Source organism: Pseudomonas sp. GW823-FHT02C05 (assembly GCF_058797595.1).
This window is the reverse complement of the sequence record NZ_JBXAJU010000003.1, coordinates 944,847-971,733: the sequence shown is the minus strand read 5'-3', so window position 1 is coordinate 971,733 and position 26,887 is coordinate 944,847. Positions and strand designations below refer to the sequence as shown.

General features: G+C 64.0%; 19 protein-coding genes. 10 read left to right on the top strand and 9 right to left on the bottom strand.

Going from position 1 to position 26,887, the window contains the following annotated elements; translation table 11 throughout:
* Positions 1-101 precede the first annotated feature (101 nt).
* From AC1RGE_RS20915 to AC1RGE_RS20900, 4 genes are all read left to right on the top strand, one after another.
* Entirely contained in the window at positions 102-5,060 is a 4,959-nt protein-coding gene (locus AC1RGE_RS20915; protein ID WP_492584935.1) for a hemagglutinin repeat-containing protein, read from the top strand.
* Between the two features lie 202 nt (positions 5,061-5,262).
* Entirely contained in the window at positions 5,263-5,889 is a 627-nt protein-coding gene (locus tag AC1RGE_RS20910; protein WP_015636524.1) for a response regulator transcription factor, read from the top strand.
* Between the two features lie 43 nt (positions 5,890-5,932).
* Positions 5,933-7,675, top strand: a complete 1,743-nt coding sequence (locus AC1RGE_RS20905; protein ID WP_492584933.1) for a response regulator — start codon at positions 5,933-5,935, stop codon at positions 7,673-7,675.
* 120 nt (positions 7,676-7,795) lie between these two features.
* Positions 7,796-10,744: an HD domain-containing phosphohydrolase gene (locus tag AC1RGE_RS20900; protein WP_492584931.1), complete on the top strand. Its 2,949-nt coding sequence runs from the start codon at positions 7,796-7,798 to the stop codon at positions 10,742-10,744.
* Between the two features lie 5 nt (positions 10,745-10,749).
* Here AC1RGE_RS20900 and AC1RGE_RS20895 read toward each other — a convergent pair whose 3' ends face one another.
* Together AC1RGE_RS20895 and AC1RGE_RS20890 are read right to left on the bottom strand one after the other, a co-directional pair.
* A complete protein-coding gene (locus AC1RGE_RS20895; protein ID WP_011062515.1) occupies positions 10,750-11,232 on the bottom strand; it encodes a GAF domain-containing protein in 483 nt (160 codons plus the stop codon).
* Positions 11,229-12,119, bottom strand: coding sequence for an ATP-binding protein (locus AC1RGE_RS20890; RefSeq protein WP_019092871.1), 891 nt, complete (start codon positions 12,117-12,119; stop codon positions 11,229-11,231). The genes AC1RGE_RS20895 and AC1RGE_RS20890 overlap by 4 nt, the downstream gene beginning before the upstream one ends.
* Before the next feature lie 165 nt (positions 12,120-12,284).
* Here AC1RGE_RS20890 and AC1RGE_RS20885 point away from each other — a divergent pair, with 165 nt between their 5' ends.
* Entirely contained in the window at positions 12,285-14,606 is a 2,322-nt protein-coding gene (locus tag AC1RGE_RS20885; protein ID WP_011062517.1) for a hybrid sensor histidine kinase/response regulator, read from the top strand.
* Here AC1RGE_RS20885 and AC1RGE_RS20880 read toward each other — a convergent pair.
* From AC1RGE_RS20880 to msrB, 3 genes are all read right to left on the bottom strand, one after another.
* Entirely contained in the window at positions 14,590-15,051 is a 462-nt protein-coding gene (locus AC1RGE_RS20880) for a MarR family winged helix-turn-helix transcriptional regulator (RefSeq protein WP_065365481.1), read from the bottom strand. The genes AC1RGE_RS20885 and AC1RGE_RS20880 overlap by 17 nt on opposite strands.
* Positions 15,048-15,533 (bottom strand): glutathione peroxidase, encoded by a 486-nt coding sequence (locus tag AC1RGE_RS20875; protein ID WP_015636530.1) that lies wholly within the window; start codon positions 15,531-15,533, stop codon positions 15,048-15,050. The genes AC1RGE_RS20880 and AC1RGE_RS20875 overlap by 4 nt, the downstream gene beginning before the upstream one ends.
* 104 nt (positions 15,534-15,637) lie before the next feature.
* On the bottom strand, positions 15,638-16,030 hold the full coding sequence (gene msrB, locus AC1RGE_RS20870) for a peptide-methionine (R)-S-oxide reductase MsrB (RefSeq protein WP_011062520.1): 393 nt from the start codon (positions 16,028-16,030) through the stop codon (positions 15,638-15,640).
* 224 nt (positions 16,031-16,254) lie between these two features.
* Between msrB and AC1RGE_RS20865 the strand changes: the two genes are divergently transcribed.
* Both AC1RGE_RS20865 and htpX read left to right on the top strand, forming a co-directional pair.
* Complete coding sequence (locus tag AC1RGE_RS20865; protein ID WP_011062521.1) at positions 16,255-17,466, top strand: pyridoxal phosphate-dependent aminotransferase; 1,212 nt, start codon at positions 16,255-16,257, stop codon at positions 17,464-17,466.
* 301 nt (positions 17,467-17,767) lie between these two features.
* Entirely contained in the window at positions 17,768-18,655 is an 888-nt protein-coding gene (gene htpX, locus AC1RGE_RS20860; protein ID WP_015636531.1) for a protease HtpX, read from the top strand.
* A gap of 63 nt (positions 18,656-18,718) precedes the next feature.
* Here htpX and AC1RGE_RS20855 read toward each other — a convergent pair whose 3' ends face one another.
* A complete protein-coding gene (locus tag AC1RGE_RS20855; RefSeq protein WP_011062523.1) occupies positions 18,719-19,387 on the bottom strand; it encodes a thiopurine S-methyltransferase in 669 nt (222 codons plus the stop codon).
* A gap of 102 nt (positions 19,388-19,489) precedes the next feature.
* On the opposite strand from AC1RGE_RS20855, the gene AC1RGE_RS20850 reads away from it, so the two are divergent.
* Positions 19,490-20,257: a DODA-type extradiol aromatic ring-opening family dioxygenase gene (locus tag AC1RGE_RS20850; protein ID WP_053159698.1), complete on the top strand. Its 768-nt coding sequence runs from the start codon at positions 19,490-19,492 to the stop codon at positions 20,255-20,257.
* A gap of 91 nt (positions 20,258-20,348) precedes the next feature.
* Here AC1RGE_RS20850 and AC1RGE_RS20845 read toward each other — a convergent pair whose 3' ends face one another.
* Positions 20,349-22,022, bottom strand: a complete 1,674-nt coding sequence (locus AC1RGE_RS20845) for a DEAD/DEAH box helicase (protein ID WP_011062525.1) — start codon at positions 22,020-22,022, stop codon at positions 20,349-20,351.
* A 420-nt stretch (positions 22,023-22,442) separates the two neighbouring features.
* On the opposite strand from AC1RGE_RS20845, the gene AC1RGE_RS20840 reads away from it, so the two are divergent.
* A complete protein-coding gene (locus AC1RGE_RS20840) occupies positions 22,443-23,234 on the top strand; it encodes a crotonase/enoyl-CoA hydratase family protein (RefSeq protein ID WP_019092873.1) in 792 nt (263 codons plus the stop codon).
* A gap of 49 nt (positions 23,235-23,283) precedes the next feature.
* On the opposite strand, the gene AC1RGE_RS20835 is transcribed toward AC1RGE_RS20840, so the two are convergent.
* On the bottom strand, positions 23,284-24,039 hold the full coding sequence (locus AC1RGE_RS20835) for a spermidine synthase (protein ID WP_011062527.1): 756 nt from the start codon (positions 24,037-24,039) through the stop codon (positions 23,284-23,286).
* Between the two features lie 162 nt (positions 24,040-24,201).
* Between AC1RGE_RS20835 and AC1RGE_RS20830 the strand changes: the two genes are divergently transcribed.
* Positions 24,202-25,548: a class II 3-deoxy-7-phosphoheptulonate synthase gene (locus AC1RGE_RS20830; RefSeq protein ID WP_011062528.1), complete on the top strand. Its 1,347-nt coding sequence runs from the start codon at positions 24,202-24,204 to the stop codon at positions 25,546-25,548.
* 67 nt (positions 25,549-25,615) lie between these two features.
* Here the strand turns inward: AC1RGE_RS20830 and AC1RGE_RS20825 are convergent, their stop codons facing one another.
* Entirely contained in the window at positions 25,616-26,830 is a 1,215-nt protein-coding gene (locus AC1RGE_RS20825) for a winged helix-turn-helix domain-containing protein (protein WP_492584929.1), read from the bottom strand.
* Between the last annotated feature and the right edge of the window lie 57 nt (positions 26,831-26,887).

The window sequence follows — 26,887 nt, the reverse complement described above, 5'->3', positions numbered from 1 at the left end:
GACCGCCGATTAGCCTGAATCAACCGACGAACCTGAGCATCACGCGCCGTTGCCCCCTTAGAAAGCAACGCCCGGCTCACCCCACTCAGAACGAGGTTCTCATGCCTGACAACACTCACAGGTTCCACCTTTCGCCCCAGGGCACATTGCGCTGGACCATCGCCGGCCTGCTGCTGGTCTCCCATCTGCCCCTGGCCCTGGCCGGCGGGATCACCGTGGCCGAGGGGCCCGGCGGCATCCCCCAGCTGCAAAACCAGGGTGGCGTACCCATCGTCAACATCGTCGCGCCCAATGCCGGCGGCCTGTCCCACAACCAGTTCCTGGACTACAACGTCGGGCAACAGGGCGTGGTACTGAACAACGCCTTGCAGGCCGGGCAGTCGCAACTGGCCGGGCAATTGGCGGCCAACCAGCAGTTCCACGGCCAGGCGGCCAGCGTGATCCTCAACGAAGTGATCAGCCGCAATGCCTCGCAACTCAATGGTGCCCAGGAGATCTTCGGCCGCGCCGCCGACTTCGTGCTGGCCAACCCCAATGGCATCTCGGTCAATGGCGGCAGCTTCATCAACACCCCCAATGCCAGCCTGGTGGTGGGCCGCCCGGAACTCCAGGACGGCAAGCTGCAAGGGCTCAACACCCAGGATGCCCACGGCCAGTTGGCTATCCAGGGCGGTGGCCTGCGCAACGCCGAGGGTTCGATCAATCTGATCGCCCCGCGCATCGACAGCCAGGGCGCCCTCAAGGCCCGGGACCAGTTGAATGTCACCGTCGGTCGCAACCAGCTGGACTACCCCAGCGGCCAGGTGCGTAACGTCGACCCGGCAAGCCGCACCCAGGAGCAGCGCATCGACGCCAGCCTGTTCGGTGCCATGAAGGCCGGGCGGATCAATATCGTCAGCACCGCCGAAGGTGCCGGGGTACGTGTCGGCGCCGTCCAGGTGGACGGCCGCGACGGGGTCAAGCTGAGTTCCGCCGGTGACCTGGACATCCGTGGCCAGGCCGTGGACAACAGCCTCGACGCGATCCGTGCCGGGGTCAGCAGCCAGGGCGACATCGAGCTGCACGGAGCCAAGGACCTAACCCTGGCCGCCACCGATGTCAGTGGCCGCAACGTCAAGCTCGACGCCGGGCGCAACCTGACCCTGAGCAGCATCGAAAGCCGCAAGCTCCAGGAAAAACGCCAGCAATGGGAAAACAGCACCATCGGCATCACCTGGGAAACCTACGACAGTACCCACACCGACAGCGACAGCCGCCAGCACGGTAACAAGGTCGTCGCCCGGCAGGATGCCGAGCTGAATTCCGGCGCCAGCACCCAGATCCAGGGCAGCAGCGTCGAGGCCGGCAATCGCCTGAGCGCCCAAAGCGGCGGCGACCTGCGCCTGACCGCTGCCACCGAGACCCACACCCAGCGTGACCAGGGCCAGCATCGCAAGCACCTGTGGAAGGAAAACTGGGACAACGCCAGCAGCGAGCAGCGCACCGTCACCAGCCAGCTCAAGAGCGGCAAGCAGCTGGAACTGACCAGCCAGCAGACACTGCAACTGCAGGGCGCCGAACTGCACAGCCAGGGCGACATCCTGCTGAGCGCCAAGGACGTCGACATCACCAGCGCCAGCCGCCAGCAGAGCCAGAGCAACCAGCGCTACTCCGGCGACCTGGTGGGCGGTGGCTTCTTCGGCAAGAACGCCGACGGCGACCAGGGCAAGACCCAGAACCAGGGCAGCAAGGTCAACGCCGACGGCAAGCTGATCGTGCGCGCCGACAGCGTACGCATCAGCGGCAGCCAGGCCCGCGGCGGCACCGAGGCCAGCGTCATCAGTGACAAGGGCGCGCTGACCATCGACGGCGTGCGGGACACGTCCCACAGCAACAACCACAGCAAGGACAGCAAGTTCTTCGGCATTGCCAAGGACGAGAGCCGCCAGCAGAACAAGGGCAGCACCACGGTCGGCAGCCAGTTGCGCTCGGACAGCAACCTCAAGTTGCAGAGCGCCGAGGACCTGACCGTCAGCGGCTCCCAGGTCGCCGCAGCAGGGGCACTGGACGCCAGCGCCAAGGGCACGATCAAGGTCGCGGCCGCCGAAGACACCCAGCACGACAGCAGCAGCACCCAGAAGCGCGGCTTCGACGCCTACGCCAAGGAAAATGCACCGGGCACCGGCCAATACCGGGCCGGGGTGCGCTACCAGGATCAGCAGCGCAACGACAGCAGCGACAGCACCCGGCAACAGGCCTCCAGCCTCACCGGCGGCACCCTGGCGGTCACTGCCGGCGAAGATCTCAAGGTGCAAGGCAGCGACCTTGCGGCCACGGCCGGCGATGCCAGCCTGAGCGGCAAGCATGTGCAGTTGCTGGCCGCGGACAACACAACCGAGAAGCACAGCGACAGCACCACCACCGGCGGCGGCTTCTATTACACCGGCGGCCTGGACCGGGCCGGCAACGGCGTAGAAGTGGCGCACAACAGCAGCCAGGACAGCAGCAGCAAGAGCACCGCGCAAACCAGCAACATCGGCGCCAGCGGCAACCTGACCATCAACGCCGGCAACCGCCTGACCACCGAAGGGGCCCAGGTCAAGGCTGGCGGTACCTTGCAGGTCAACGCCGGCGAGGTGGTGAACAAGGCCGCCCGCAACAGCGAAACCAGCCACCACCAGGATAACAACTGGGCAGTGGATGTCGGCGCCAACGTCGAATACAAGGGCGTCACCCGGCCGATCGAGAAGGCCATCCAGGGCGTGGCCCAACGCAAGTTCCATCAACCGGGAGTACTCGATGCCCTGGAACAGCCCAACGTCGGGCTGGACGTGGACGTCAGCCACCAGAACCGCCAGCTGGACAGCAGCAGCGGCACCGCGGTGGTCAGCCAGTTGAGCGGTGGCCAGGTCGAGGTCAAGGTCAAAGGCCAACTGCAGGACCAGGGCACCCAGTACCGTGCCACTGATGGCGCGGTGAAAATCAGCGCCGACAGCCTGCTGGCCAGCGCCGCCAGCAACAGCACCAGCAGCAGCGAACAGGCCCTGGATGCCAAGGCCGGCGTGCGGGTCTACACCAATACCGGCGAGGACCTGAACATTCGCGGCAGCGGCGCCGGTGGCAGCAGTACCGTCACCAGCAGCAAGGACCAGGCCCAGGTCGGCAGCTACAACGCCAGCCAGGGCGTGGACATCCAGCTGGCCGGCGACGGGCGCTTCGAAGGCAGCCAGTTCAATGGCGGCCAGGGTGGCGTGAAGCTCAAGAGCGGCGGTGAACTGGCGCTGAACCAGGCCAATGACCGCCAGAGCAGCAGCAACTCCAGCCTGCGTGGCGACGCCTCGCTGACCCTGGGCACCACCCCGGGCAGCAACGGCAGCAACCTCAACCTGGGTGCCGGTGTCCAGCTGGACCACAAGAGCCTGGAGCAGCAGGACAGCCAGGCGCGGGTTGCCAGCATCCAGGGCCAGGGCCCGGTGCAGCTCGACAGCGGCGCCAACCTGACGCTGCAAGGCACGCAGATCGGCAACGCGGCACGGCCTACCGGCGATATCCGCCTGGGCGCTGGCGGCAAGCTGGACCTGCAAGCCGCCGTGGACACCCACACCAGCCAGGGCAGCAACCTGGGTGGCGGGCTCACCGCCGGTGCCAGTAAAACCAGCAGCGAGCAAAGCAGCGGCAAGAGCGCCAACCTCAGCGCCAACTTCAACATTGGCCGGGTCTCTGAAAACGACCAGCGCCAGCGCGGCGCGCAACTCTACAGCCAGGGCCAGGTCCTGCTGGGCAGCGCCGCCACCGGCGACGACGCGATTCACTTGCAGGGCACCCGGATCGATGCCGGCAAGGTCGTCCTGGATGCGGCCCAGGGCGGCATCTTCCAGGAGTCGGCGCACTCTACCCAGGCCCATGACAACTGGGGCCTGACCCTGGGCGCCGGTGGCAGCATGGGCAAGACCACCCTGGCCGATGCCAGCGAGCACGACTCGCCGAAAATCGACCGCGGGATCAACGCCCGGGCCAAGATCGACGTCGACCAGCGCCAGAGCACCACCCAGCACAACAGCCTGATCAAGGCCGACCAGGTGGTCCTCAACAGCGCCGGCAACGTGCATCTGGCCGGGGCCAACATCGACGCGCAACGGGTCGACGGAGCCATCGGTGGCCGCCTCGACATCGAAAGCCGCCAGGACCGCCTGCGCAGCACCCAGGTCAATATCGACGCCAAGCTGGAGGTGGCGAAGAACCAGCCCGGGCTGGTGGACAAGCTGGCCAAGCCGGCCGGCCCGCTCAAGGACGACCTGAAGGCCAAGGCCGAGAAAGGCTTCGACAAGCACCGCGAGAAACTGGAGAACGCCGTGGACAAGGGCGTCGACAAACTCGGCTCGGCCAAGGACAGCGTGGTCGCCCAGGCCAGCAACGCCAAGGAGCGCCTGGGCGAGAAGCTCAGCCGCAGCGGCAGCTACGACGTCAACCCCGAGCCCCGTGGCGCCTTTGGCAACGGTGTGGACAAGGCCAAGAGCTACCTGGCCGACAAGGCCGACGCCGTGGGCAATGGCTTCTCCAGCCTCAAGGAACGCTTCTGGCCGAAAACCAGCGACAGCTACTCGGTCAGCGAGAAGAACACCACCGGCAGCAAGGTGGCCAACACCGCTGAAGGCGTACTGTTCGGCGACAAGAGCGGCAACACCTCCTACACCCCGACCTTGAACCTGGGCTTGAGCCATGTTGGCAAGGACAGTGTGGAGCAGGCCTCGGGCATCCTTGGCCAGCAAGGGGTGAACCTGCGGGTCAGCGGTGAAACCACGCTCATCGGTGCACGCATCGGTGCCAGCGAGGGCCGGGTCGACCTGGGGGGCTCCAAGGTCACCAGCAACGCCCTGGCCGGCTCGGACTACCGTGTCGACGCCGGGCTCAACCTGTCCAAGTCACCGGTCAACCTGGCCCTGGGCGCCGGTAGCGAGCTGACCCGCAAACAGGACGAGGCCACCAGCAAGGACCAGGTGTTCAACCTCGGCCCGCTGCGTGTCGGCGGCCACAGCAACAGCCAGCTGCTGCAAGCCGGTATCGATCAGAAAACGCCATGAGGTCATGGCCGCCCTCCTTCCTGGGAGGGCGGCCTGGGTGCCCCACCCTGTTGAACTTCCATTAGATGCCACCCGCCTGTAATCCCTCCCCTTATTCTGTGTAAGGCGCTTCCTAGATTGCGTCTAACCGCACTTTCGCCACTTTTCCCCTCCACCAGCTGGGCTAACGTTCGGGCTTTCCATTGGTCGGCTGGAGGCCTGTATGGGCTCGGTACTAATCATTGATGATCATCCCGTGGTGCGCATGGCCATTCGTATCCTGCTGGAGCACGAGGGGTATTCGATCGTTGGTGAAACCGATAACGGCGTCGATGCACTGCAGATGGTCCGTGATTGCGAACCGGACCTGGTCATCCTCGATATCTGCATTCCCAAGCTGGACGGGCTGGAGCTGCTGGAGCGCCTCGGCAACATGCCGAGGCGCTCGCGGATCCTGGTCCTGACCGCCCAGTCCGCCGCCCTGTTCGCCAACCGCTGCATGCGCGCCGGGGCTTGCGGCTACGTCTGCAAACAGGAGGACATGAGCGAGCTGCTCAGCGCCATCAAGGCAATCTGCAGCGGCTACAACTACTTCCCCAGCCAGGCCCTGCAGGTTGACCGCATCACTTTTGGCTCGCCACTGGAGTTGGCGCAGTTCAACTCACTCAATGACCGGGAATTGATGGTCCTGCAGCTGTTCGCCATGGGCCAGACCAACAAGGAAATTGCCGCCGGCATGTTTCTCAGCAACAAGACCGTCAGCACCTACAAGAAACGCATCATGCAGAAACTGGCGACCACCTCGATGAGTGAACTGGTGGACATGGCCAAGCGTAACGCATTGATATGAACCGCCAGCCAGCCCCTTCCCCTATGTGCCGGGTACCCTGGCCATGACCCCGGCCCTGCTGCCGATGGGCGTCGCTGCCCTGCTGTTGCTGTCGATGGCGGCCGGGCTGGGCCTGGCCTGCCTGTACCGGCAACTGCGCCAACACCGGCAACAGGTCCAGGCGCTGCAACAGACGGTGGCAACCCTGAGCACCAGCCTGCAGCAGGCCGAGCGGGCCAACCGCCTGAAAGGCCAGTTCCTCGGCCACCTTGGCCATGAGATCCGCACACCACTGAACGCCTTCATCGGCCTCCTGGAGCTGGTGCTGCAACGCACCGAGGACGGCTCAGCCAACCGTGGTTCCCTGGAGCTGGCCCTGGGTGCCGCCAGTGACCTGCGGGAGCTGCTCGGCGACCTGCTGGACATCAGCCGGATCGAGTCCGGGCAACTGCAACTGAACCCGGCCTGGACCTGCCTGAGCCACAGCGCCGAGGCAGTGCTGGGGGTGTTCCAGGCCCTGGCCCGGCAGAAGAACCTGGACCTGAGCCTGGAATTCCAGGCCCCGCCCCCCGAACCCCAGGTACTGGTAGATGGCCTGCGTTTCAAGCAGATCCTGACCAACCTGTTGAGCAATGCCCTCAAGTTCACCCGACAGGGCAAGGTGCAGGTCAAGCTGCAATTGCTGCCGGCGGCGCGCCCCGGGCACTTCGACCTGCTGCTGCGGGTGCTGGATACCGGCATCGGCATTCCCCCACAGGAGCGCCAGCGCCTGTTGCAGCCCTTCGCCCAGGTGGAACCGACCAGCCAGTCGCCACGGGACAGCAGTGGCCTCGGCCTGCCCATCAGCCATCAGCTGTGCCTGCAGATGGGGGGCAGCCTGAGCCTGCACGGCCGCACGGGCCCCGGATGCGAAGTGCAGGTCAGGCTGACCTTGCCCGGCCGCACGGCCGTCGCCCCCAGGCCCGTCGCCGCCACGCCGGCTGCAGCCCAACTGCCGCTGGATGTGCTGCTGGCAGACGATCACCCTGCCAGCCTGACCTTGCTGCAAGGGCAACTGGAGCACCTCGGGCACCGGGTCACCTGCGCCGGGAACGGGTTGCAGGCCTATCAGCTATGGCACGAGGGCGACTTCGACCTGCTGATCGTCGACTGCAACATGCCCTTGATGAATGGCTACCAACTGGCCGAGGCCATACGCCGCAGCGAAGGCTCCGGGCCGGCGGTCAATCTGATCGGCTGCAGCGCCAGCAACGACCCGCAGACGCATCAGCGTGGCCTGGATGCCGGCATGCACGATTGCCTGTGCAAGCCCTTGGGGCTGGAGTTGCTGGGCTCACGCCTGGCGACGCTGCGCCCCCTGCCAAGGCCTGACAGTTTCAGCATCGAGGCCTTGTTCACCCTGACCCATGGCAAGCCGCAGCTTGTCCGGAGCATGCTGGAAAAACTGTCGCAGTGTTGCCGTGAGGATCGCCACCTGCTGGGGAGGATCCCGCCCGACGATTTCACCGCCCTGCTGGAGCTGGCCCACAAGATCAGGGGCTCGGCGCTGATGGTCCGGGCCACCCCCTTGCAGAACTGCTGTGAAGACCTGGAGCGGGCTTGCCTGGAACGGGCCGGGGCTACCGTCATCAGCACCGCTGTGCGCGCCCTGGACCTGGCCCTGATACGCCTTGCCCAATCCCTGCACCGACACCTCGAAGGCCAGGCTCAATCGCAACCTGCGCTGCCCCGCGAAGCAACCCGGCCTGCCTCTTGCCAGGAAAATAGCAAAAGGCCAGTATTGCCTCGCCGTCAGCCACACCCATGAAACCCGTAGCAACGGTTTTCTCGACACCCTCGGCCCCCGGTAAAGCCAAGGCAGGCAATGCCAGCCTTAACTATGCTTGGGTCCTGAGCCATGCCTCGTGTGCCTTTGGAGTGAATTGGAATGCTGAGCACCCCTGCCTTAGCACAACGCCGCTTTCCTCTGCATATCCATATCAGTGCAATGTTCACCTTGCTGTTGCTCCTGACGGGTGTGGTGCTGGGCCTCTACAACTACCAGCAGACCACGCGGCTGATCCTCGACAGCAGTGAAAAGCTTTTCCAGCGCATCGAGCTGGATGTACGCAGCGACGTCAAGGCCACCTACGATCCCATGCGCCATCTGCTCAGCCTGCTGGCGGGTTCGCCGGCGGCCCAGGCGGCGAACCTGGAAGACCGGCTGACCCTGCTGCGGCCTTTCAGCCAGGCCCTGCTGGACAACCCGGACCTGGCTTCGCTGTACCTGGGCTACGCCAATGGCGATTTCTTCATGGTGCGGCCACTGCGCAATCCGCAGATCCGCGAAAGGCGCCAGGCCCCGCAGAACAGCGCCTACGAGGTGTGGAGCATCGAACGCGACTCCCGCACCGGCCAAGTCCATTCCCAATCGCTGTTCTATGACCCCGCGCTGGTATTGATCGACCGCCTGGAGCACCCCGACGAGCGCTACGACCCACGTAACCGCGACTGGTTCTCCAGCGCCCGGGGCGACGCCGACCAGATCACCACCCGCCCCTATGTGTTCTTTTCCACCCAGAACGTGGGCACCACCCTGGCCCGGCACAGCGGCAAGATGGCCGTGATCGCCGCCGACCTGACCCTGGAACAGCTGTCCTCGACCCTGGCCAAGCACCGCGTCACACCCTCCACCGAGGTTGCCCTGCTGGATGACCAGGGCAACGTCGTGGCCTACCCGGACAGCCAGAAGCTGCTGCCGGAACAACGCAGTGCGCGGCTGGTCAAGGCGAACGACCTGAGCCCGGCGCTCGCTGCCCTGATGCGTGGCCAGACCGAAGGCGGCCATCTGCAGGCCCAGGGGCGCAGCTGGATTGTCGCCAGCGGCCATATCGCCGAGGGTGGCCCCGGCGGCTTGCAGCTGGCGCTGCTGGTGCCCGAGGACGAACTTCTGGCCGACGCCTATCGCCTGCGCTGGCAAGGCGCGCTGATCACCCTCACCACCCTGCTGCTGTGCCTGCCCCTTGGTTGGCTGATCTCCCGGGTCCTGGTACGGCCGCTACACGCCCTGGTGCAGGAGGCCGACGCGATCCGCAGTTTCGATTTCGACTATCCGGTTTCCCGGCGTTCACCGGTGCTGGAGGTTGATCAACTGAGCATCTCGATGGCGCGGATGAAAGACACCCTGGCGAGCTTTTTCGAGATCAACGCCAGCCTGTCCGCCGAAACCCGTTTCGACCCGCTGCTGCAACGGGTGCTGTTCGAGACCGTAAAGATCGCCCAGGCCCAGGCCGGCCTGATCTACCTCTGTGAAAGCAAGGGCACGCGCCTGGAGCCCCATGGGCTGATCATCGATGGCCAGCCCCAGGACATGACGCAGTTCCCCATCGGCTCCCGGGAACTGGCGGACAGCCGGACTCCCGAGTGGCTGAGCCAACTGACCCACAACGACAGCGTGGTCACCACCCTGGGATTCGATCAGGCCGCGGACCTGCAGAGCGTGTTGCTGGCCCTCGACAGCCCCAGTGCGCACCTGGTGGGCATCCGCCTGCGCAACCGGCACAACGAAACCATAGGCATGCTCCTGCTGTTCCTGGTGGACAGCGGCGCCGAGGCCGACCTGGACAAACTCAGCCCGGACCGCATCGCCTTTATCCAGGCCGTGTCCGCCACCGCCGCCCTGTGCATCGAGAGCCAGCGCCTGCAGAACAAGCAGAAACAGTTGCTGGATGCCTTTATCCAGTTGCTGGCCGGGGCCATCGACGCCAAGAGCCCCTACACCGGCGGCCACTGCCAGCGGGTACCGGCCTTGACCCTGATGCTGGCCGAGGCGGCCGCCGCCAGCCAGGACCCTCGATTCGCTGCCTACCAGCCCGGCGAGGACGAGTGGGAAGCCTTGCACATCGCCGCCTGGCTGCACGACTGCGGCAAGGTCACCACCCCGGAATACGTGGTGGACAAAGCCACCAAGCTGGAAACCCTGAACAACCGCATCCACGAAATCCGCACCCGCTTCGAGGTGCTCAAGCGCGACGCCTGGATCGACTACTGGCGCGCCCTGGCCCTGGGCGGCGACGAACAGCCTCTTGCCGCCGAGCGCGAGGCCCGGCTGCTGGCCCTGGACGATGACTTCGCCTTTGTCGCCCGCTGCAACATGGGCACCGAATTCATGGCCGAGGCCGATCAGCAGCGCCTGCAGCGCATCGCCCAGCGCACCTGGAGCCGGACCCTGGACGATCGCCTGGGGGTTTCCTGGGAGGAGAACCAGCGCCAGGAACGCACCCCGGCGCCGAGCCTGCCGGTGCTGGAACCGCTACTGGCGGACAAGCCCGAACACCTGCTGGAGCGCAGCACCACGGAAGTCATGGCGGCGGACAACCCCTGGGGCTTCAAACTGCAGGTGCCCAGCCACAAGTACAACCGTGGTGAGCTGTACAACCTGAGCATTGCCCGGGGCACGCTGACGGCCGAAGAACGCTATGTGATCAATCACCACATCGTGCAGACCATCATCATGCTCGAGCACCTGCCCTTCCCCAGCCACTTGCAGAACGTGGCGGAGATCGCCGGCGGCCACCACGAAAAGATGGACGGCACCGGCTACCCCAAGCAGCTCAAGCGCGAACAGATGAGCCTGCCCGCGCGGATGATGGCCATCGCCGACATCTTCGAGGCCCTGACGGCGGCAGACCGCCCCTACAAAAAGGGCAAGACCCTGAGCGAGGCGCTGAACATCATGGCCATGATGTGCCGCGATGCCCATATCGATCCCGAGCTGTTCGAGCTGTTCATCCAGCAGCGGATCTACCAGCGCTACGCGGAGCGTTTCCTGACACCGCAACAGGTCGACCCGGTGGACCAGGATTCACTGCTCAAGAAAGCGGGCTTGAGCACCTGAGGGCTTCAGCAGTCGCTCAGGCGCAGAAAGATCGCCGCCAGTTGCTCGATTCCCGCCTGGTCGGCAACACCGAAGCGCGCCAGCTTCGGGCTGTCCAGGTCGAGCACACCGATCAACCGACCGTCCTTGACCAGCGGCACCACCAGCTCGCTGTTGGAGGCGCTGTCACAGGCAATGTGCCCGGCAAAGGCGTGCACATCTTCCACCCGCTGGGTCTGCAGAGTCGCCGCCGCGGTACCGCAGACGCCGCGGCCAAACGGAATCCGCACGCAGGCGATCTGCCCCTGGAACGGCCCTAGCACCAGCTCCTGGTTGCGGTTGAGGTAGAACCCCGCCCAGTTCAGGTCCTCCAGCTGGCTATAAAGGAAGGCTGAAAACTGCGCGGCGTTGGCGATGAAATCACGCTCATCGGCCAGCAGCGACTCCAACTGCGCGCACAGCAGCCCGTAACCGTCCAGGCCTTGGCCGGCGCTTTGCAAATCGATCATGCTTTTTGCTCCAACAACTGCAGGCCCACCCAATAGCGGGCAAATTGATAGGCACAACGGCCATTGCGGTTGCCCCGGCCGGTGGCCCAGCGTACCGCGAGGATGTCCAGTTCTTCGTCACGCTGCCAGTCGAGGCCGGCCTTGCGCGCCAGTTCGCCGATCCAGTGCTCCACCACGTTGAGGAAGTGCTCCTGGGTGAAGGGATAGAACGACAGCCACAGGCCGAAACGGTCCGACAGGGCGATCTTGTCTTCCACGGCTTCACTGGGATGCAGCTCGCCGTCGACGCGCTTCCAGTTCTCGTTGTCGCTTTCCTTTTCCGGCACCAGGTGCCGGCGGTTCGAGGTGGCGTACAGCAGCACGTTCTCCGGGGCCTGCTCCAGGGAGCCGTCGAGCACGCTCTTGAGCACCCGGTAATCGCCCTCGCCGGCCTCGAACGAGAGGTCGTCGCAGAACAGCACGAAACGCTGGGGCAGCTTGACCAGCTGTTCCACCACCCGCGGCAGGTCCGCCAGGTGGTCGCGCTCGATCTCGATCAGCCGCAAGCCACCCTTGGCGTGCTCGGCCAGCAGGGCCCGTACCAGGGAAGACTTGCCAGTGCCACGCGAGCCCCAGAGCAGGGCATGGTTGGCTGGCAGGCCGTCAAGGAACTGCTGGGTGTTGCGCGCCAGTTGCTCACGCTGCTTGTCGACCCCGATCAGGTCGCTCAGGCGCATGTCCAGGCTGACTTCCAGCGGCAGCAGGAAACCGCTGCGCCCTTCACGCTGCCAGCGGGCCGCCAGGCACTGATTCCAGTCGATGGGCTGGCGCAGGGTGGGCAACAAGGGTTCAATCCGCGCCAGAACCGCATCGGCACGTTCAAGAAATGCATTCAATCGAGCATCCACGACTTTTCCTCAGGCACGTTCAAGGTAATGATGCGGCACACAGAGCAAACGCAATCCCGATCAAGGGGTCTATCGCTTTATCAGCTGCTGCCCGGCCAGCCCGGCAACCGAAAATGATCAGCTATGCTTGCGCAGCGAAGGGAAACGAAAGTGGTTCAACCCCCCATGGATATCAAGTTCACCAACCGCCTGTCCTATAAACAGGCCCGGCTCACCGTGCTGGTGGGTTTCATTCTGGGGACCGCGCTCAGTCTGCTGCAAATCGGCATCGATTATGCCAGCGAAGACGCCTCCATCAATCGTGAAATCCAATCGCTGCTGGAAATCAGCCACAATCCGGCCTCGCGCATCGCCTACAACATCGACGCCGAGCTGGCCCAGGAATTGACCCTGGGCCTGCTGCGCTCTCCGGCGATCATTCGCGCGCAATTGATCGACAACAACAATACCCTGCTGGCCAACGTCGAACGGCCACCGCAACAGAGCCGCTATCGGGCCATCAGCGACTTCCTGTTCGGCGCCGATCGCCAGTTCGAGGATCGCCTGTATCTGAGCCACCTGCCGGAGGAGTCCCTCGGTACCCTGCACCTGGATGTGGATACCTACGCCTTCGGCAGCCGTTTCCTGCGGCGTGCCGAAGTCACCCTGATCAACGGGTTCGCCCGCAGCCTGATCCTCACCGGGATTCTCCTGGCGCTGTTCTACGTGATGCTGACCAAGCCCCTGGTGCGGGTGATCCGCGAGCTCAGCAGCCGCGACCCGCGCAGCCCGAAACAGGCCAAGCTGGACTTTCCCCATGGCCACGAGAACGACGAGGTCGGGGTGCTGGTCAAGGTGGCCAACCAGCAGTTCGACATCATGGCCACCGAGATCCAGCAGCGACGCAACGCCGAAAACCGCCTGACCGAATACCTCGGGCAGCTGGAGAACATCGTCTCGGCCCGCACCACCGAGCTCAAGGCCAGCAATGCCCGGCTCAGCCAGTCCAACGAGGAACTGGAGATCGCCCGGCGCACTGCCCTGGACATGGCCCAGGCGCGGGCGGCGTTTCTGGCCAACATGAGTCACGAGATTCGCACCCCGCTCAATGGCCTGCTGGGGATGATCGCGCTGTCCCTGGACAGCCCGCTGAACCCCGAGCAGCGCCAGCAGCTGTCGATTGCCCATGACTCCGGCAAGGTCCTGGTGGAATTGCTCAACGATATTCTCGACATGTCCAAGTTCGACGCCGGGCAACTGGAGCTGGAGCGAATTCCCTTCGATCTCGGGGTACTGGTGGAGGACACCGCCAACCTGCTGTCGCAAAACGCCGCGGCCAGCGTGGAGCTGGCCTGCCTGATCGCCCCGGACTTCCCCGCCCTGGTACTGGGGGACCCGACCCGAGTGCGGCAGATCGTCAGCAACCTGCTGTCCAACGCCCTCAAGTTCACCCGTTTCGGCCGCGTCGATGTGCGCCTGAGCACCCTGGGCGACGGGGTGCGCATCGAGATCTGCGACACCGGCATCGGCATCGCCCAGGAAGCCCAGGTGCGCATCTTCCAGCCCTATACCCAGGCCGGCGCCGGCATCACTCGCCAATACGGAGGCACCGGCCTGGGCCTGGCCCTGACCTACAACCTCTGCGAAGCCATGGACGGCCGCCTGAGCATCAGTTCGGAAGTCGGCTTCGGCAGCCAGTTCTGCGCCGACCTGCCTCTGCCCTGCCACACTCCGGCCGCCCCGCCGCCGGCGCTGGCCGGGAAGATCATCGCCATCACCGAGGCCGGCAGCGGCCTCGCCGAGCTGCTGGCCAGCCTGCTGCCCAGTTGGGGCCTGAGCTATCAGCGCTGTGATATCGAGGATTCCCTGGCCGGCCTCGACCCCGACCTGCTGATCACCGACTGCCCGGAATGCCTGTTCGGCCTGCGCCCGGCGATCCGCGCGCCAATCCTGCTGGTGACCGCCTATGGCAGCTTCCTGCCCAGCGAAGAGGCCAACGCCCTGGCGCCGCTGCAACAGCAGGCCCGGCCCCTGGCGCGCAATGCGTTGTATCAGACCCTGCGACGCTCGTTGCTGGGGGAAACCATCACCCTCAACGACGCCCAGCTGGAAATGCCGGTGCAACGGCGCCGGGCGGACATTCTGCTGGTGGAGGACAACCCGGTGAACCAACTGGTGGCCAAGGGCATGCTGAGCAAGCTCGGCTGCGCGGTGACCGTGGCCGCCCATGGCGCCGAAGCCCTCAACCAGTTGGAGCTGCATCGTTTCGATCTGGTGCTGATGGACTGCAACATGCCGGTCATGGATGGCTACGAAGCCAGCCGGCAGATCCGGCGCAGCGGGCGCTGGCCGGATCTGCCGATCATCGCCCTGACTGCCAACGCCATGCCCGAGGAGCGTGAACGCTGCCGCGCCGCCGGCATGAGCGACTACCTGGCCAAACCGTTTCGTCGCGAAGAATTGATCGCCCTGCTCGACCTCTGGGTGCCGACTACGACAAAGCTTTGATCTGCTGCAGCAATTGATCCAGGCCCTCGCGCAGCTGATCGAGGTTGTCCAGATCGATCCCGCTGTCGCACAGCAGCGCCGCCTTCAGCGGCGGCACCTGCTCACGCAGCGCCAGGCCGCGCTCGCTCAAGCTCAAGTGCACCTCGCGCTCGTCGCGCCCGGACCGCTGGCGCTGCACCAGTTGCAACTGCTCCAGACGCTTGAGCAACGGGGTCAGGGTCCCGGAATCCAGGGCCAGGCGCTCGCCCAGGGCCTTGACCGTCGGCAGGGACGGAGGCGTTGCCTGCCATTCCCACAGCACCAGCATCACCAGGTACTGCGGGTAGGTCAGGCCCAGGCGGTCGAGCATCGGCTTGTAGCCACGGACCACCGCCCGCGAGGCGGCGTACAGCTTGAAGCACAGCTGGGAATCGAGTTTCAGTGAATCCATGGACAGGTCGTTCATTTGAGCAGGGCTTCGATCTCGCGGCTCAGGTCCTGGGGTTTGGTTGCCGGAGCGAAACGCTTGACCAGCTTGCCGTCCTGGCCGATCAGGAACTTGGTGAAGTTCCACTTGATGCCTTGGGAGCCGAGCACGCCGGGTGCGCGCTTTTTCAACTGCGCGAACAGTGGATGGGCCCCGGCGCCATTGACCTCGATCTTCTTGAACAGCGGGAAACTCACACCGTAGTTGAGCTCGCAGAACTCGGAGATCGCCCCTTCGTTGCCTGGTTCCTGCTTGCCGAACTGGTTGCAGGGAAAGCCCAATACCACCAGCCCCTGATCCTTGTAGGTCTGCCACAGCTCTTCGAGCCCCTTGTATTGCGGGGTGAAGCCGCACTTGCTGGCAGTGTTGACCACCAGCACGGCCTTGCCGGCGAAGTCCGCCAGGGTCTTTTGTTCACCCTTGATGGTGGTGCAGGGAATGGTCAGCAGTGAGTCGGTCATGACGGCAACTCCATGTGTGGAAGTAAGAGGCAGCAAAATAGCGCTCAATTAAATTGCATGCAATTTAATTGAACAAAAGGCGATTCCGAAGAATCGCCAACCGGTCAGCGCGGCACCAGGTCCAGGCACACCGAGTTGATGCAGTAACGCAGGCCGGTGGGCGGCGGGCCGTCCGGGAACACGTGGCCCAGGTGCGCGTCGCACTTGGCGCAGACCACTTCGGTACGGATCATGCCGTGGCTCATGTCACGGATCTCTACCATGGCGCTGTCGGCAATGGGCTCGTAGAAACTCGGCCAGCCACACCCGGAATCAAACTTGGCCTTGGAATCGAACAGCGGCTCATTGCAGCAGATGCAGTGATAGACCCCATCGGTCTTGGTGCCGTTGTACTTGCCCGAGAAGGGCCGTTCGGTGCCCTTGAGCCGGCAGACGTTGTACTGCTCCGGGTCGAGCATCGACCGCCATTCTTCCAGGGTTTTTTCCAGCTTTTCCATGGTCCTTCCTCTGCAACGGAAAAAGCCCGATCTGTGTCTTTTCCACGGATCGGGCGGCACGTATGATTGCGCCTCGTCAGACGCCAGTCTGGCAGCCGCGTTACACCCATTCAAACGGATTTTGCCGCAGCCGGTGCGGGTTACAGGCCGGTGTGACACGGCAGGATTCCCAGTACGGTAGTTCATCCTCCGCCTGGATCGTTCATTTTCGGGAACACATCGCCATGCAGGTCAGCAAATCGAACAAGCTCGCCAACGTCTGTTATGACATTCGCGGCCCAGTGCTCAAGCACGCCAAACGTCTGGAAGAGGAAGGCCACCGCATCCTCAAGCTGAATATCGGCAACCCGGCGCCCTTTGGTTTCGAAGCGCCGGACGAAATTCTCCAGGACGTGATCCGCAACCTGCCCACTGCCCAGGGCTACAGCGACTCCAAGGGCCTGTTCAGTGCCCGCAAGGCGGTGATGCAGTACTACCAGCAGAAGCAGGTGGAAGGCATCGGTATCGAAGACATCTACCTGGGCAACGGTGTTTCCGAGCTGATCGTGATGGCCATGCAGGCCCTGCTCAACAACGGCGACGAAGTGCTGGTACCGGCCCCCGACTACCCGCTGTGGACCGCCGCGGTGAGCCTGGCCGGCGGCAACCCGGTGCACTACCTGTGCGACGAGCAGGCCAACTGGTGGCCGGACCTGGCCGACATCAAGGCCAAGATCACCCCGAACACCAAGGCCCTGGTGATCATCAACCCGAACAACCCCACCGGCGCCGTCTACCCCAGGGAAGTACTGCTGGGCATGCTGGAGCTGGCCCGCCAGCACAACCTGGTGGTGTTCTCGGACGAGATCTACGACAAGATCCTCTACGATGACGCCGTGCACATCTGCACCGCCTCGCTGGCCCCGGACCTGCTGTGCCTGACCTTCAACGGCCTGTCCAAGTCCTATCGGGTAGCCGGTTTCCGTTCCGGCTGGGTGGCCATTTCCGGTCCCAAGCAGCACGCCCAGAGCTACATCGAAGGCATCGACATGCTGGCCAACATGCGCCTGTGCGCCAACGTGCCCAGCCAGCACGCCATCCAGACCGCCCTGGGCGGCTACCAGAGCATCAACGATCTGGTGCTGCCCCCAGGCCGCCTGCTGGAACAGCGCAACCGCACCTGGGAACTGCTCAACGACATTCCCGGGGTCAGTTGCGTCAAGCCCATGGGCGCGCTGTATGCCTTCCCGCGGATCGACCCGAAGATCTGCCCGATCCACAACGACGAGAAGTTCGTCCTCGACCTGCTGCTCTCGGAAAAGCTCCTGGTGGTGCAAGGCACGGCCTTCAACTGGCCATGGCCGGATCACTTCCGCGTCGTGACCCTGCCGCGGGTGGATGACCTGGAGCAGGCCATTGGTCGGATCGGCAGCTTCCTCAAGTCCTACCGCCAGTAACGGAAAAATCGCAGTGCGATCCTTCTCTGGTCGCACTGCGATTAATTCAGCAACACATCTTCACTGCCCTGCTCAACTCCCCTTCTATAAGCTTGCACTTTCCGTCCTGCCCACTGTCACACCTCTGCACCGCAGCCGGGTGGCGGCCGCCCTGGCGTTGGCTCATGGCGTTGAACTACAAGCGTCTAGACCCGGCCTGTGCGACACAGTTTGAAATAGAAGCCGTATTGAATAGGCGGTTGTCGCACCTTATATACCCCGCAGTACGCTACATCTTTAGCTTGAGGAGATTTCTACAACCATGATGCGAATCCTGCTGTTTTTGGCCACTAACCTTGCGGTCGTGCTGATTGCCAGCATCACCCTGAGCCTTTTCGGCTTCAACGGGTTCATGGCGGCCAATGGGGTTGATCTGAACCTCAATCAGCTACTGATTTTCTGTGCGGTCTTCGGTTTTGCCGGTTCGCTGTTCTCGCTGTTCATCTCCAAGTGGATGGCGAAGATGAGCACCAGCACGCAGATCATCACCCAACCGCGCACCCGCCATGAGCAATGGTTGCTGCAGACCGTCGAGCAACTGTCCCGCGAAGCGGGCATCAAGATGCCCGAAGTGGGTATTTTCCCAGCCTATGAGGCCAACGCCTTTGCCACCGGCTGGAACAAGAATGATGCGCTGGTAGCCGTCAGCCAGGGCCTTCTGGAACGTTTTTCGCCCGATGAAGTGAAAGCCGTGCTGGCCCACGAGATCGGCCACGTCGCCAACGGTGACATGGTGACCCTGGCACTGATCCAGGGTGTGGTGAACACTTTCGTGATGTTCTTCGCACGGATCATCGGCAACTTCGTCGACAAGGTGATCTTCAAGAACGAAGAAGGCCAGGGCATCGCCTACTACGTGGCGACCATCTTCGCCGAACTGGTTCTGGGTATCCTGGCCAGCGCCATCGTCATGTGGTTCTCGCGCAAACGCGAATACCGCGCCGACGAAGCCGGCGCCCGCCTGGCCGGCACCAACGCGATGATCGGCGCGCTGCAGCGCCTGCGTTCGGAACAGGGCCTGCCGGTGCACATGCCCGACACCCTGAATGCCTTCGGCATCAACGGTGGCATCAAGCAGGGCCTGGCTCGCATGTTCATGAGCCACCCTCCGCTGGAAGAGCGTATCGAGGCCCTGCGTCGTCGCGGCTGATCCAGTGCAAGGCAATATCCAAAAGGGCGACGCAAGTCGCCCTTTTGCTTGGCCACCAAAAACCTATCTCGCGGCACCCTGCTTGCTCAGGCGATAGACCCTCTCCACCAGCCGGGTCACGCCACCCTGGAGAAACTTCCAGCTCTCGCCAAGAATGTCGCGCTCCGTTTCTACCTGCAGTTGCCAGACGCCCCCCAGACGTTGCCGGACCTCATCGTCGAGCACCGCAAATGGCGGGCCGTCCAACTGCTCCTGGGCGTAATCCATGGTGATCAGCAGCCCCTTGCTGCCATTCGGCAACAGGCCATTGAGGTGAGCGGCATAGCGCTGTCGCATGGGCGAGGGCAAGGCAATCATGGCTGCACGGTCATACAGGGCCGTGCAATCAGCGGTGTCCTCGGCGGTCAGGGCAAAGAAATCACCGCACCAGAGCTCAATGGGCCCGTGGGCGTAGACCTTGAACACCCCGTGCTGGCTGATCTGCGGCTGCAACTGGTGCTCACGAAAGAAATCCTCCACCGCCTTTTCCGCCAGTTCGATGCCCAGCACCTCGAACCCTTGGTCGGCAAGCCAGATCAGGTCCAGGCTCTTGCCGCACAAGGGCACCAGCACGCGGCTTTGCGCCGCCAGGCCCAAGGCCGGCCAGTACTGCTGCAGGTAAGGGTTGACCTCTGCCAGGTGAAAGCCGATCTGATCGCGCTCCCAGCGCTTTTGCCAAAAGTCCGCTTGCATGAGAAGTCCTTAAAATTCGATCAAAAAGCGCTAAAACTTATATTAGATTTAGATCATTGATCTGATTGAAGATGGCGCATCTTAACCTTCAGGAGCCTCTTCATGCTTCCCAGCCTGTTCATCTCCCACGGCTCTCCCATGCTGGCGCTGGAACCCGGCGCCAGCGGCCCGGCCCTGGCTCGCCTGGCAGCCGAGCTGCCCCGGCCCAGGGCGATCCTGGTGGTCTCGGCCCACTGGGAAAGCTCCGATCTGCGAGTCAGTTGCAACCCGCACCCGGAAACCTGGCACGACTTTGGCGGCTTCCCCGCCGCGCTGTTTGCCGTGCAATACCCGGCCCCGGGCGATCCGGAACTGGCAGCCCAGGTAGTGGAGCTGCTCCAGGCCGAAGGCCTGCCCGCCCAACTGGACAGCCAGCGCCCCTTCGACCACGGCACCTGGGTACCTCTGTCGCTGATGTACCCGCAGGCGGACATCCCGGTGGTCCAGCTGTCGCTGCCCAGCCGCCTGGGCCCGGCCCTGCAGACCCGTATCGGCCATGCCCTCGCGGGCCTGCGGGAACAGGGCGTGTTGCTGATCGGCTCCGGCAGCATCACCCACAACCTGCGGGACCTGGACTGGCACGCTGGCCCGGAAAGCGTCGAACCCTGGGCCAAGGCCTTTCGCGACTGGATGATCGACAAGCTGGCGGCCGATGACCAGGCGGCCCTGCACGACTACCGCCAGCAGGCACCGAATGCCGTGCGCAGCCACCCCAGTGATGAACACCTGCTGCCGCTGTATTTCGCCCGGGGCGCCGGTGGCGAATTCAGCGTGGCCCACCAGGGCTTCACCCTGGGCGCCCTGGGCATGGACATCTACCGATTTGGCTGATGGCCGCCAGCGCCAAGGCAAATGACAGGCAAAAAAAATCCCCGAACCAGTCGGGGATTTTTTTTGCCTGATCAATCAGCCCAGGGGCCGATCAATCTTCGCGATAGCGACGCAGCTTCAGCTGCTTGCCGGCAACGCGAGTGTCCTTGAGCTTGGTCAGCAGGCGGTCCAGACCGTCCTCCGGCAGCTCGACCAGGCTGAAGCTGTCACGCACCTGGATGCGGCCGATAGCTTCACGGGCCAGGCCGCCTTCATTGAGGATCGCGCCCAGAAGGTTCTTGGCAGCGATGCCGTCACGGGCACCCAGCGCGGTACGGCAGCGTGCACGACCTTCGCCCAGAGGCATTGGCGCGCGACGCTCACGGTCACCACGATCAGGACGGTCACCGGAACGCTCAGGACGATCGCCACGTGGGGCACTGTTGGGCACCAGTGGACGCTCTTTCTCGATCGCGGCCAGGTTCAGCGCTTGACCGTTGGTAGCCTTGCGCAGCAGGGCTGCGGCCAGGGCACGCGGGCTGCAACCGATGTCGGCGGTCAGGCGATCAAGCAGATCACCGTGGGTCGCTTCAGCATCAGCCACCAGCGGCGACAGGCTGTTGGTCAGCTTCTTGATGCGGGCATCGAGAACGGCTTGGGCGTCCGGCAGGCGAACTTCGGCAACCTTCTGACCGGTTACACGCTCGATCACTTGCAGCATGCGGCGCTCACGTGGAGTCACCAGCAGCAGCGCACGGCCTTCGCGACCGGCACGGCCGGTACGGCCGATACGGTGCACGTAGGATTCCGGGTCGTACGGCATGTCCACGTTGAATACGTGGGTGATGCGCGGTACGTCCAGACCACGGGCGGCTACGTCGGTCGCCACAACGATGTCCAGGCGGCCATCCTTGAGGGAGTCGATCACGCGCTCACGCTGGTTCTGGGCGATGTCGCCGTTCAGCGCAGCGGCTTTGTAGCCTTTGGCTTCCAGGGCACTGGCCAGGTCCAGGGTCGCTTGCTTGGTGCGCACGAACATGATCAGGGCGTCGAAATCTTCAACTTCCAGCAGGCTCAGAACGGCAGAGGTCTTCTGGTCGGCGTGAACCAGCAGGTGAGCCTGCTCGATCGCGGTGACGGTCTGGGTCTTGCTCTGGATCTTGACGTGTTTCGGGTCCTTCAGGTGACGCTCGGCGATGGCCCGGATCGACTGCGGCAGGGTGGCCGAGAACAGTACGGTCTGGCGGGTCTCCGGCATGGCCTTGAAGATCACTTCCAGGTCATCCATGAAGCCCAGCTTGAGCATCTCGTCGGCTTCGTCGAGAACCAGGTGGTTCACGGTGGCCAGGACTTTTTCGTCGCGACGCAGGTGGTCGCACAGACGGCCCGGAGTGGCGACAACGATCTGTGCGCCATTACGGATTGCTTTCAGTTGTGGGCCCATCGGCGCACCGCCGTAGACGGCCACAACAGTCACGCCCGGCATTTGCTTGGCGTAGGTTTCGAAAGCGGTTGCTACTTGCAGCGCCAACTCACGGGTTGGGGCCAGGATCAGAGCTTGCGGCTCGCGCTTGGACGGATCAATGCGGTGCAGGATAGGCAGGGCAAAGGCAGCGGTCTTACCGGTACCGGTTTGCGCCTGACCAATCATATCGTGACCGGCAAGGATGATCGGGATCGACTGCTGCTGAATAGCCGAAGGCTCTTCATAGCCGGTAGCGACTACTGCAGCGACAATATTGGGATGAAGTTCAAGAGCGGCGAAGCCGCCGATTTCCTGGGTCATGGGTCTGCCTCTAAGTGCATCCGCAAAGACCCATGCTCCAAAGCTGCGCATGCCGTGTAAGACTCAAGAGTCACCCTGGCAGCTTTGTCGGCGGGGATTTGCGAAAACGATTGGATGAATGGATCGTCAAGGATAGTCCGCGCAGCGGACAAGCAGCCGAAGCTGACTTCGGGGAATTGCATTACCTAAACGTGGCCCGGCTAAAGGCCGGCGCGCACTATACCGGAATTACTCAAAAAAGGGAGTTTTTTTTATCGGAAAAATCCGCTGAACACCCGATTGTCATGGGCTTTGCGCAGACTTCGGCGGCGCGCTATTTTGCTCAGGCCCGGCGCTGTTGGTCATCGCGCTTAAACGGTTCACCTTTGTGCACGAAACCGCCCGCGCCAACCTCCCCTCTTTCTTCCCAGGACAGCGCTCATGAATCAGCCCAGTGCCAGCCGTGTCAGCCGTGAACTACGTGGTCACCTGTTCCTTATCGGCCTGGACCGGGTGGCCAAGCGCAATGCCTTCGACCTCGAGCTGCTCAACCAGTTGAGCCTGGCCTACGGCGAGTTCGAAGCCAGCAGCGAGGCGCGAGTGGCGGTGGTGTTCGGCCACGGCGAGCACTTCACCGCAGGCCTGGACCTGGCCAATGTCGGCGCCGCCCTGGCCCAGGGCTGGCAAGCACCAGCCGGTGGCTGCGACCCCTGGGGCGTGTTCAGCGGCCCACAGGTGAACAAGCCGGTGATCGTCGCCGTACAAGGCTACTGCCTGACCATCGGCATCGAGCTGATGCTGGCCTCCGACATCAATCTCTGCGCCAGCAATACCCGCTTCGCGCAAATGGAGGTGCAACGCGGAATCTTCCCTTTCGGCGGCGCGACCCTGCGCCTGCATCAACTGGCCGGCTGGGGCAATGCCATGCGCTGGTTGCTGACCGGGGACGAATTCGATGCCCATGAAGCCCTGCGCCTGGGCCTGGTGCAGGAGGTCATGGCCAGCGAAGACCTGCTGCCCCGGGCCATCGAACTGGCCGAACGGATTGCCCGCCAGGCACCGCTGGGGGTGCAGGCGACCCTGATGTCGGCACGCCAGGCCAGGCTCGAAGGGGAAACGGCGGCCGCCCAGGGGCTGGCGCCGCTGGTGCACAAACTGATGAACAGTGAGGACGCCAAAGAGGGCGTGCGGGCGATGATCGAAAAACGGCCCGGGGTGTTCAAGGGCTGCTGAACAGGGGCCGGCAGATCGGCTTCGCCGGCCAGCCGGCGCCAGCAAGGGCTTATGTGGCCGGGCGGATCGCCTTGATCAAGGGTTGCAGGGAGTAGCCCAAGCGTGGGGCCAGGGCTTGGGCCCGGGCATTCAGGCCTGGCAGGTCCAGCTCCTGGTCGAGGTCGGACGGCACGATCAGAATCACGTTGCCCTCCTTCACCGGCAACTCCCAGTAATGGCGGTGATAGAGCCCGCGTAACAGGGCGGCGCCCAAGGGCTTGCCATCATCGGTGGCCCACTGGTTGATCACCAGCCAGCCGCCGGGGTTGAGGCGCTTCTGGCAGTTCTCCAGAAACCCCCAGGCCAGATGCCCGACGCCGGGGCCGACGTCGGTGTACAGGTCGACGAAGATCAGGTCGGCGGATTCAGCACTGTCCAGCAGCTCCAGGGCATCGCCGACTCTAATATATAGACGCGGATCGTCGTCCAGCCCCAGGTACTCGATAGCCAGGCGCGGCACGTCCGGTCGCAGTTCGATGGCTTCCACATCTTCTAGGGGCAGGAACTTCAGGCAAGCCTGGGTCAGGGTGCCGGCGCCCAGCCCGAGAAACAACGCGCTCTCCGGCGCCTCATGGCACAGGGCACCGATCAGCATGGCCCGGGTGTAGTCGTACTCCAGCCAACTGGGGTCCGCCGTGAACACACAGCTTTGCTCGATGGCATCGCCAAATTCGAGAAAACGATAGTCCGCCACTTCCAGGACCCGGATCATGCCGAATTCGTCATGCACTTCGGCGAGCAGGCGCTCGACGCGCTCCTCAGTCATTTCATCTCCTAGCCGCGCGGGCACAGAACCTTGCCGGCGCGATAAACCAACCGCTCGGCAGCGAGCGGGAAAGGCGCGATTGTCGGCCAAGCGAGAGGAGCAGGTCACGCACTAATTTGCTGCTAACATGCCCCTCCCACCGTTAAAGCACTCGAGTCCGCGATGAGCCAACCCTGGAGCCCCGACAGCTGGCGCGCCCTGCCGATCCAGCAACAACCCCACTACCCCGATGCCGCGCACCTGCTGCAGGTCGAGCAAAGCCTGGCCAGTTATCCACCGCTGGTGTTTGCCGGTGAAGCCCGGGAGTTGCGTCGCCAGTTTGCCGAAGTCACCCAGGGCCGGGCGTTCCTGCTGCAGGGTGGCGATTGTGCCGAGAGCTTCGCCGAATTCTCCGCGGCGAAGATTCGCGACACCTTCAAGGTGCTGCTGCAGATGGCCATCGTCATGACCTTTGCCGCCGGCTGCCCGGTGGTCAAGGTCGGGCGCATGGCCGGCCAGTTCGCCAAGCCGCGCTCGGCCAACGACGAAACCATCAATGGCGTGACCTTGCCGGCCTATCGCGGCGACATCGTCAACGGCATCGGTTTCGATGAAAAAAGCCGGGTGCCGGACCCCGACCGCCTGCTGCAGTCCTACCACCAGGCCACCGCCACCCTCAACCTGCTGCGAGCCTTCGCCCAGGGCGGTTTCGCCGACCTGCACCAGGTGCACAAGTGGAACCTGGACTTCATCGCCAACTCGGCCCTGGCCGAGAAGTACAGCCAACTGGCAGACCGCATCGACGAAACCCTGGCCTTCATGCGTGCCTGCGGCCTGGACAGCGCGCCGCAACTGCGCGAAACCAGCTTCTTCACCGCCCACGAAGCGTTGCTGCTCAACTATGAAGAAGCCTTCGTGCGCCGCGACAGCCTGACCAACGACTACTACGACTGCTCGGCGCACATGCTGTGGATCGGCGATCGCACCCGGCAACTGGACGGCGCCCACGTGGAGTTCCTGCGCGGGGTGAACAACCCGATCGGGGTCAAGGTCGGCCCGAGCATGAACACCGACGAACTGATCCGCCTGATCGATATCCTCAACCCGGAAAACGATCCCGGCCGCCTCAACCTGATCGTGCGCATGGGCGCCAACAAGGTCGGCGATCACCTGCCACAGCTGATTCGCGCGGTGGAAAGCGAAGGCAAGCAGGTGCTGTGGAGCTCGGACCCGATGCACGGCAACACCATCAAGGCCAGCAGCGGCTACAAGACCCGGGATTTCGCGCAGATCCTCACCGAGGTCAAGCAGTTCTTCCAGGTCCACCAGGCCGAAGGCAGCTATGCCGGTGGCATCCATATCGAGATGACCGGGCAGAACGTCACCGAATGCATCGGCGGTGCCCGGCCGATTACCGAGGATGGTTTGTCGGACCGTTACCACACCCATTGCGACCCGCGGATGAATGCCGACCAGTCTCTGGAACTGGCCTTCCTGATTGCCGAGACCTTGAAGCAGGTCAAGCGCTAAGAGCGCTTTCGCCGGCTAGCCCGCTCCTGCAAGGGCTGTGTAGGAGCGGGCTGGCCCGCGAAGCTCTTCACCCCAGCACCTCACGCAGGCGTCGCGCGCCATCACGCTGGCAATTGAGCTGAATCTGTTCCAACACCAGCCAGTCGGCCATCTTTCGCAATTGCAGGGCCAATGCCCGGACACCCTCGTCGTCCAGACCGAATGGCTCCTCATGCACCGCGTGCACCGCCAGACGCCCCTGGGCCCGCTCCGCCCGCAGGTCGACCCGGGCGGCAATCCGCTCGTTGTGCAGGAACGGCAGCACGTAATAGCCATAGACCCGCTTGTGCTCAGGCGTGTAGATCTCCAGGCGGTAGCGGAAATCGAACAGCCGCTCGGTACGGCTACGCTCCCAGATCAGGGAATCGAAAGGTGACAACAGCGCGCTGGCTTCGACCTTGCGCGGCACCCGCGCCTCGGGCAGGCAATAGGCACTTTGCTTCCAGCCCTGGACCTCACAGCCCAGCAGTTCGCCGGACTCGCACAACTCGGCAAGCCGCGCGCGACTATCGCCGGGATCGAGGCGAAAGTAGTCCCGCAGGTCCTTTTCCGTGGCAACCCCCAGTGCCCCGGCCGCCTGCAGCAGCAACCGGCGCTGGGCCTGGGCTTCCTCCAACGGCATCTGCTGGAGGATCGCCGCCGGGATCACTCGTTCCGGCAAGTCATACAGACGCTCGAAACCGCGGCGGCCGGACACTGTCACCTCACCGGCAGCGAACAGCCATTCCAGGGCATGCTTTTCTTCGCTCCAGTCCCACCAGGGGCCGGCCCGCTCTTCGCGGGTGGAGAGGCTGCCGGCCCCCAGCGCGCCCTGCTGCTCCACGGCCGCCAGCACCCGGCGCAGAGTGGCCTGGCGTTCCTGGCCGAAACGCGCCAGTTGCGAGTAGATACCCTGCCCCTGGCGTGCGCGCTGCATGCGCCAGCGCATCAAGGGGTACATGGACATCGGCAGCAGCGAGGCCTCATGCCCCCAGTACTCGAACAAGGTGCGCTGGCGCCCCTGGCTCCAGGCGGCCTGATCGAGCAGCTGCTGTGGATAACTGCCAAGACGGGAAAACAGCGGCAAGTAATGGGCGCGCACCAGGGCGTTGACCGAATCGATCTGCAACAGGCCCAGGCGCTCGATCTGCTGATTGAGTCGGGAGGCCTTGATCGATGCCGGCGGCTGACGCCCGCCGAAGCCTTGGGCAGCCAGCGCCAGCCGGCGGGCCTGCTTGAGCGAGAAAGAAGGTAGTGCGGGCATGAGCGTCTCCTGGTCTGCCCGCACGCTAGCGCACCCTGGACCAGCTTGTGTAGTGGC

Coding starts and splice junctions, on each gene's coding strand:
- AC1RGE_RS20915 (WP_492584935.1), top strand. CDS start 102: ATGCCTGACAACACTCACAGGTTCCACCTTTCGCCCCAGGGCACATTG.
- AC1RGE_RS20910 (WP_015636524.1), top strand. CDS start 5,263: ATGGGCTCGGTACTAATCATTGATGATCATCCCGTGGTGCGCATGGCC.
- AC1RGE_RS20905 (WP_492584933.1), top strand. CDS start 5,933: ATGACCCCGGCCCTGCTGCCGATGGGCGTCGCTGCCCTGCTGTTGCTG.
- AC1RGE_RS20900 (WP_492584931.1), top strand. CDS start 7,796: ATGCTGAGCACCCCTGCCTTAGCACAACGCCGCTTTCCTCTGCATATC.
- AC1RGE_RS20895 (WP_011062515.1), bottom strand. CDS start 11,232: ATGATCGATTTGCAAAGCGCCGGCCAAGGCCTGGACGGTTACGGGCTG.
- AC1RGE_RS20885 (WP_011062517.1), top strand. CDS start 12,285: ATGGATATCAAGTTCACCAACCGCCTGTCCTATAAACAGGCCCGGCTC.
- AC1RGE_RS20880 (WP_065365481.1), bottom strand. CDS start 15,051: ATGAACGACCTGTCCATGGATTCACTGAAACTCGATTCCCAGCTGTGC.
- AC1RGE_RS20875 (WP_015636530.1), bottom strand. CDS start 15,533: ATGACCGACTCACTGCTGACCATTCCCTGCACCACCATCAAGGGTGAA.
- msrB (WP_011062520.1), bottom strand. CDS start 16,030: ATGGAAAAGCTGGAAAAAACCCTGGAAGAATGGCGGTCGATGCTCGAC.
- AC1RGE_RS20865 (WP_011062521.1), top strand. CDS start 16,255: ATGCAGGTCAGCAAATCGAACAAGCTCGCCAACGTCTGTTATGACATT.
- htpX (WP_015636531.1), top strand. CDS start 17,768: ATGATGCGAATCCTGCTGTTTTTGGCCACTAACCTTGCGGTCGTGCTG.
- AC1RGE_RS20855 (WP_011062523.1), bottom strand. CDS start 19,387: ATGCAAGCGGACTTTTGGCAAAAGCGCTGGGAGCGCGATCAGATCGGC.
- AC1RGE_RS20850 (WP_053159698.1), top strand. CDS start 19,490: ATGCTTCCCAGCCTGTTCATCTCCCACGGCTCTCCCATGCTGGCGCTG.
- AC1RGE_RS20845 (WP_011062525.1), bottom strand. CDS start 22,022: ATGACCCAGGAAATCGGCGGCTTCGCCGCTCTTGAACTTCATCCCAAT.
- AC1RGE_RS20840 (WP_019092873.1), top strand. CDS start 22,443: ATGAATCAGCCCAGTGCCAGCCGTGTCAGCCGTGAACTACGTGGTCAC.
- AC1RGE_RS20835 (WP_011062527.1), bottom strand. CDS start 24,039: ATGACTGAGGAGCGCGTCGAGCGCCTGCTCGCCGAAGTGCATGACGAA.
- AC1RGE_RS20830 (WP_011062528.1), top strand. CDS start 24,202: ATGAGCCAACCCTGGAGCCCCGACAGCTGGCGCGCCCTGCCGATCCAG.
- AC1RGE_RS20825 (WP_492584929.1), bottom strand. CDS start 26,830: ATGCCCGCACTACCTTCTTTCTCGCTCAAGCAGGCCCGCCGGCTGGCG.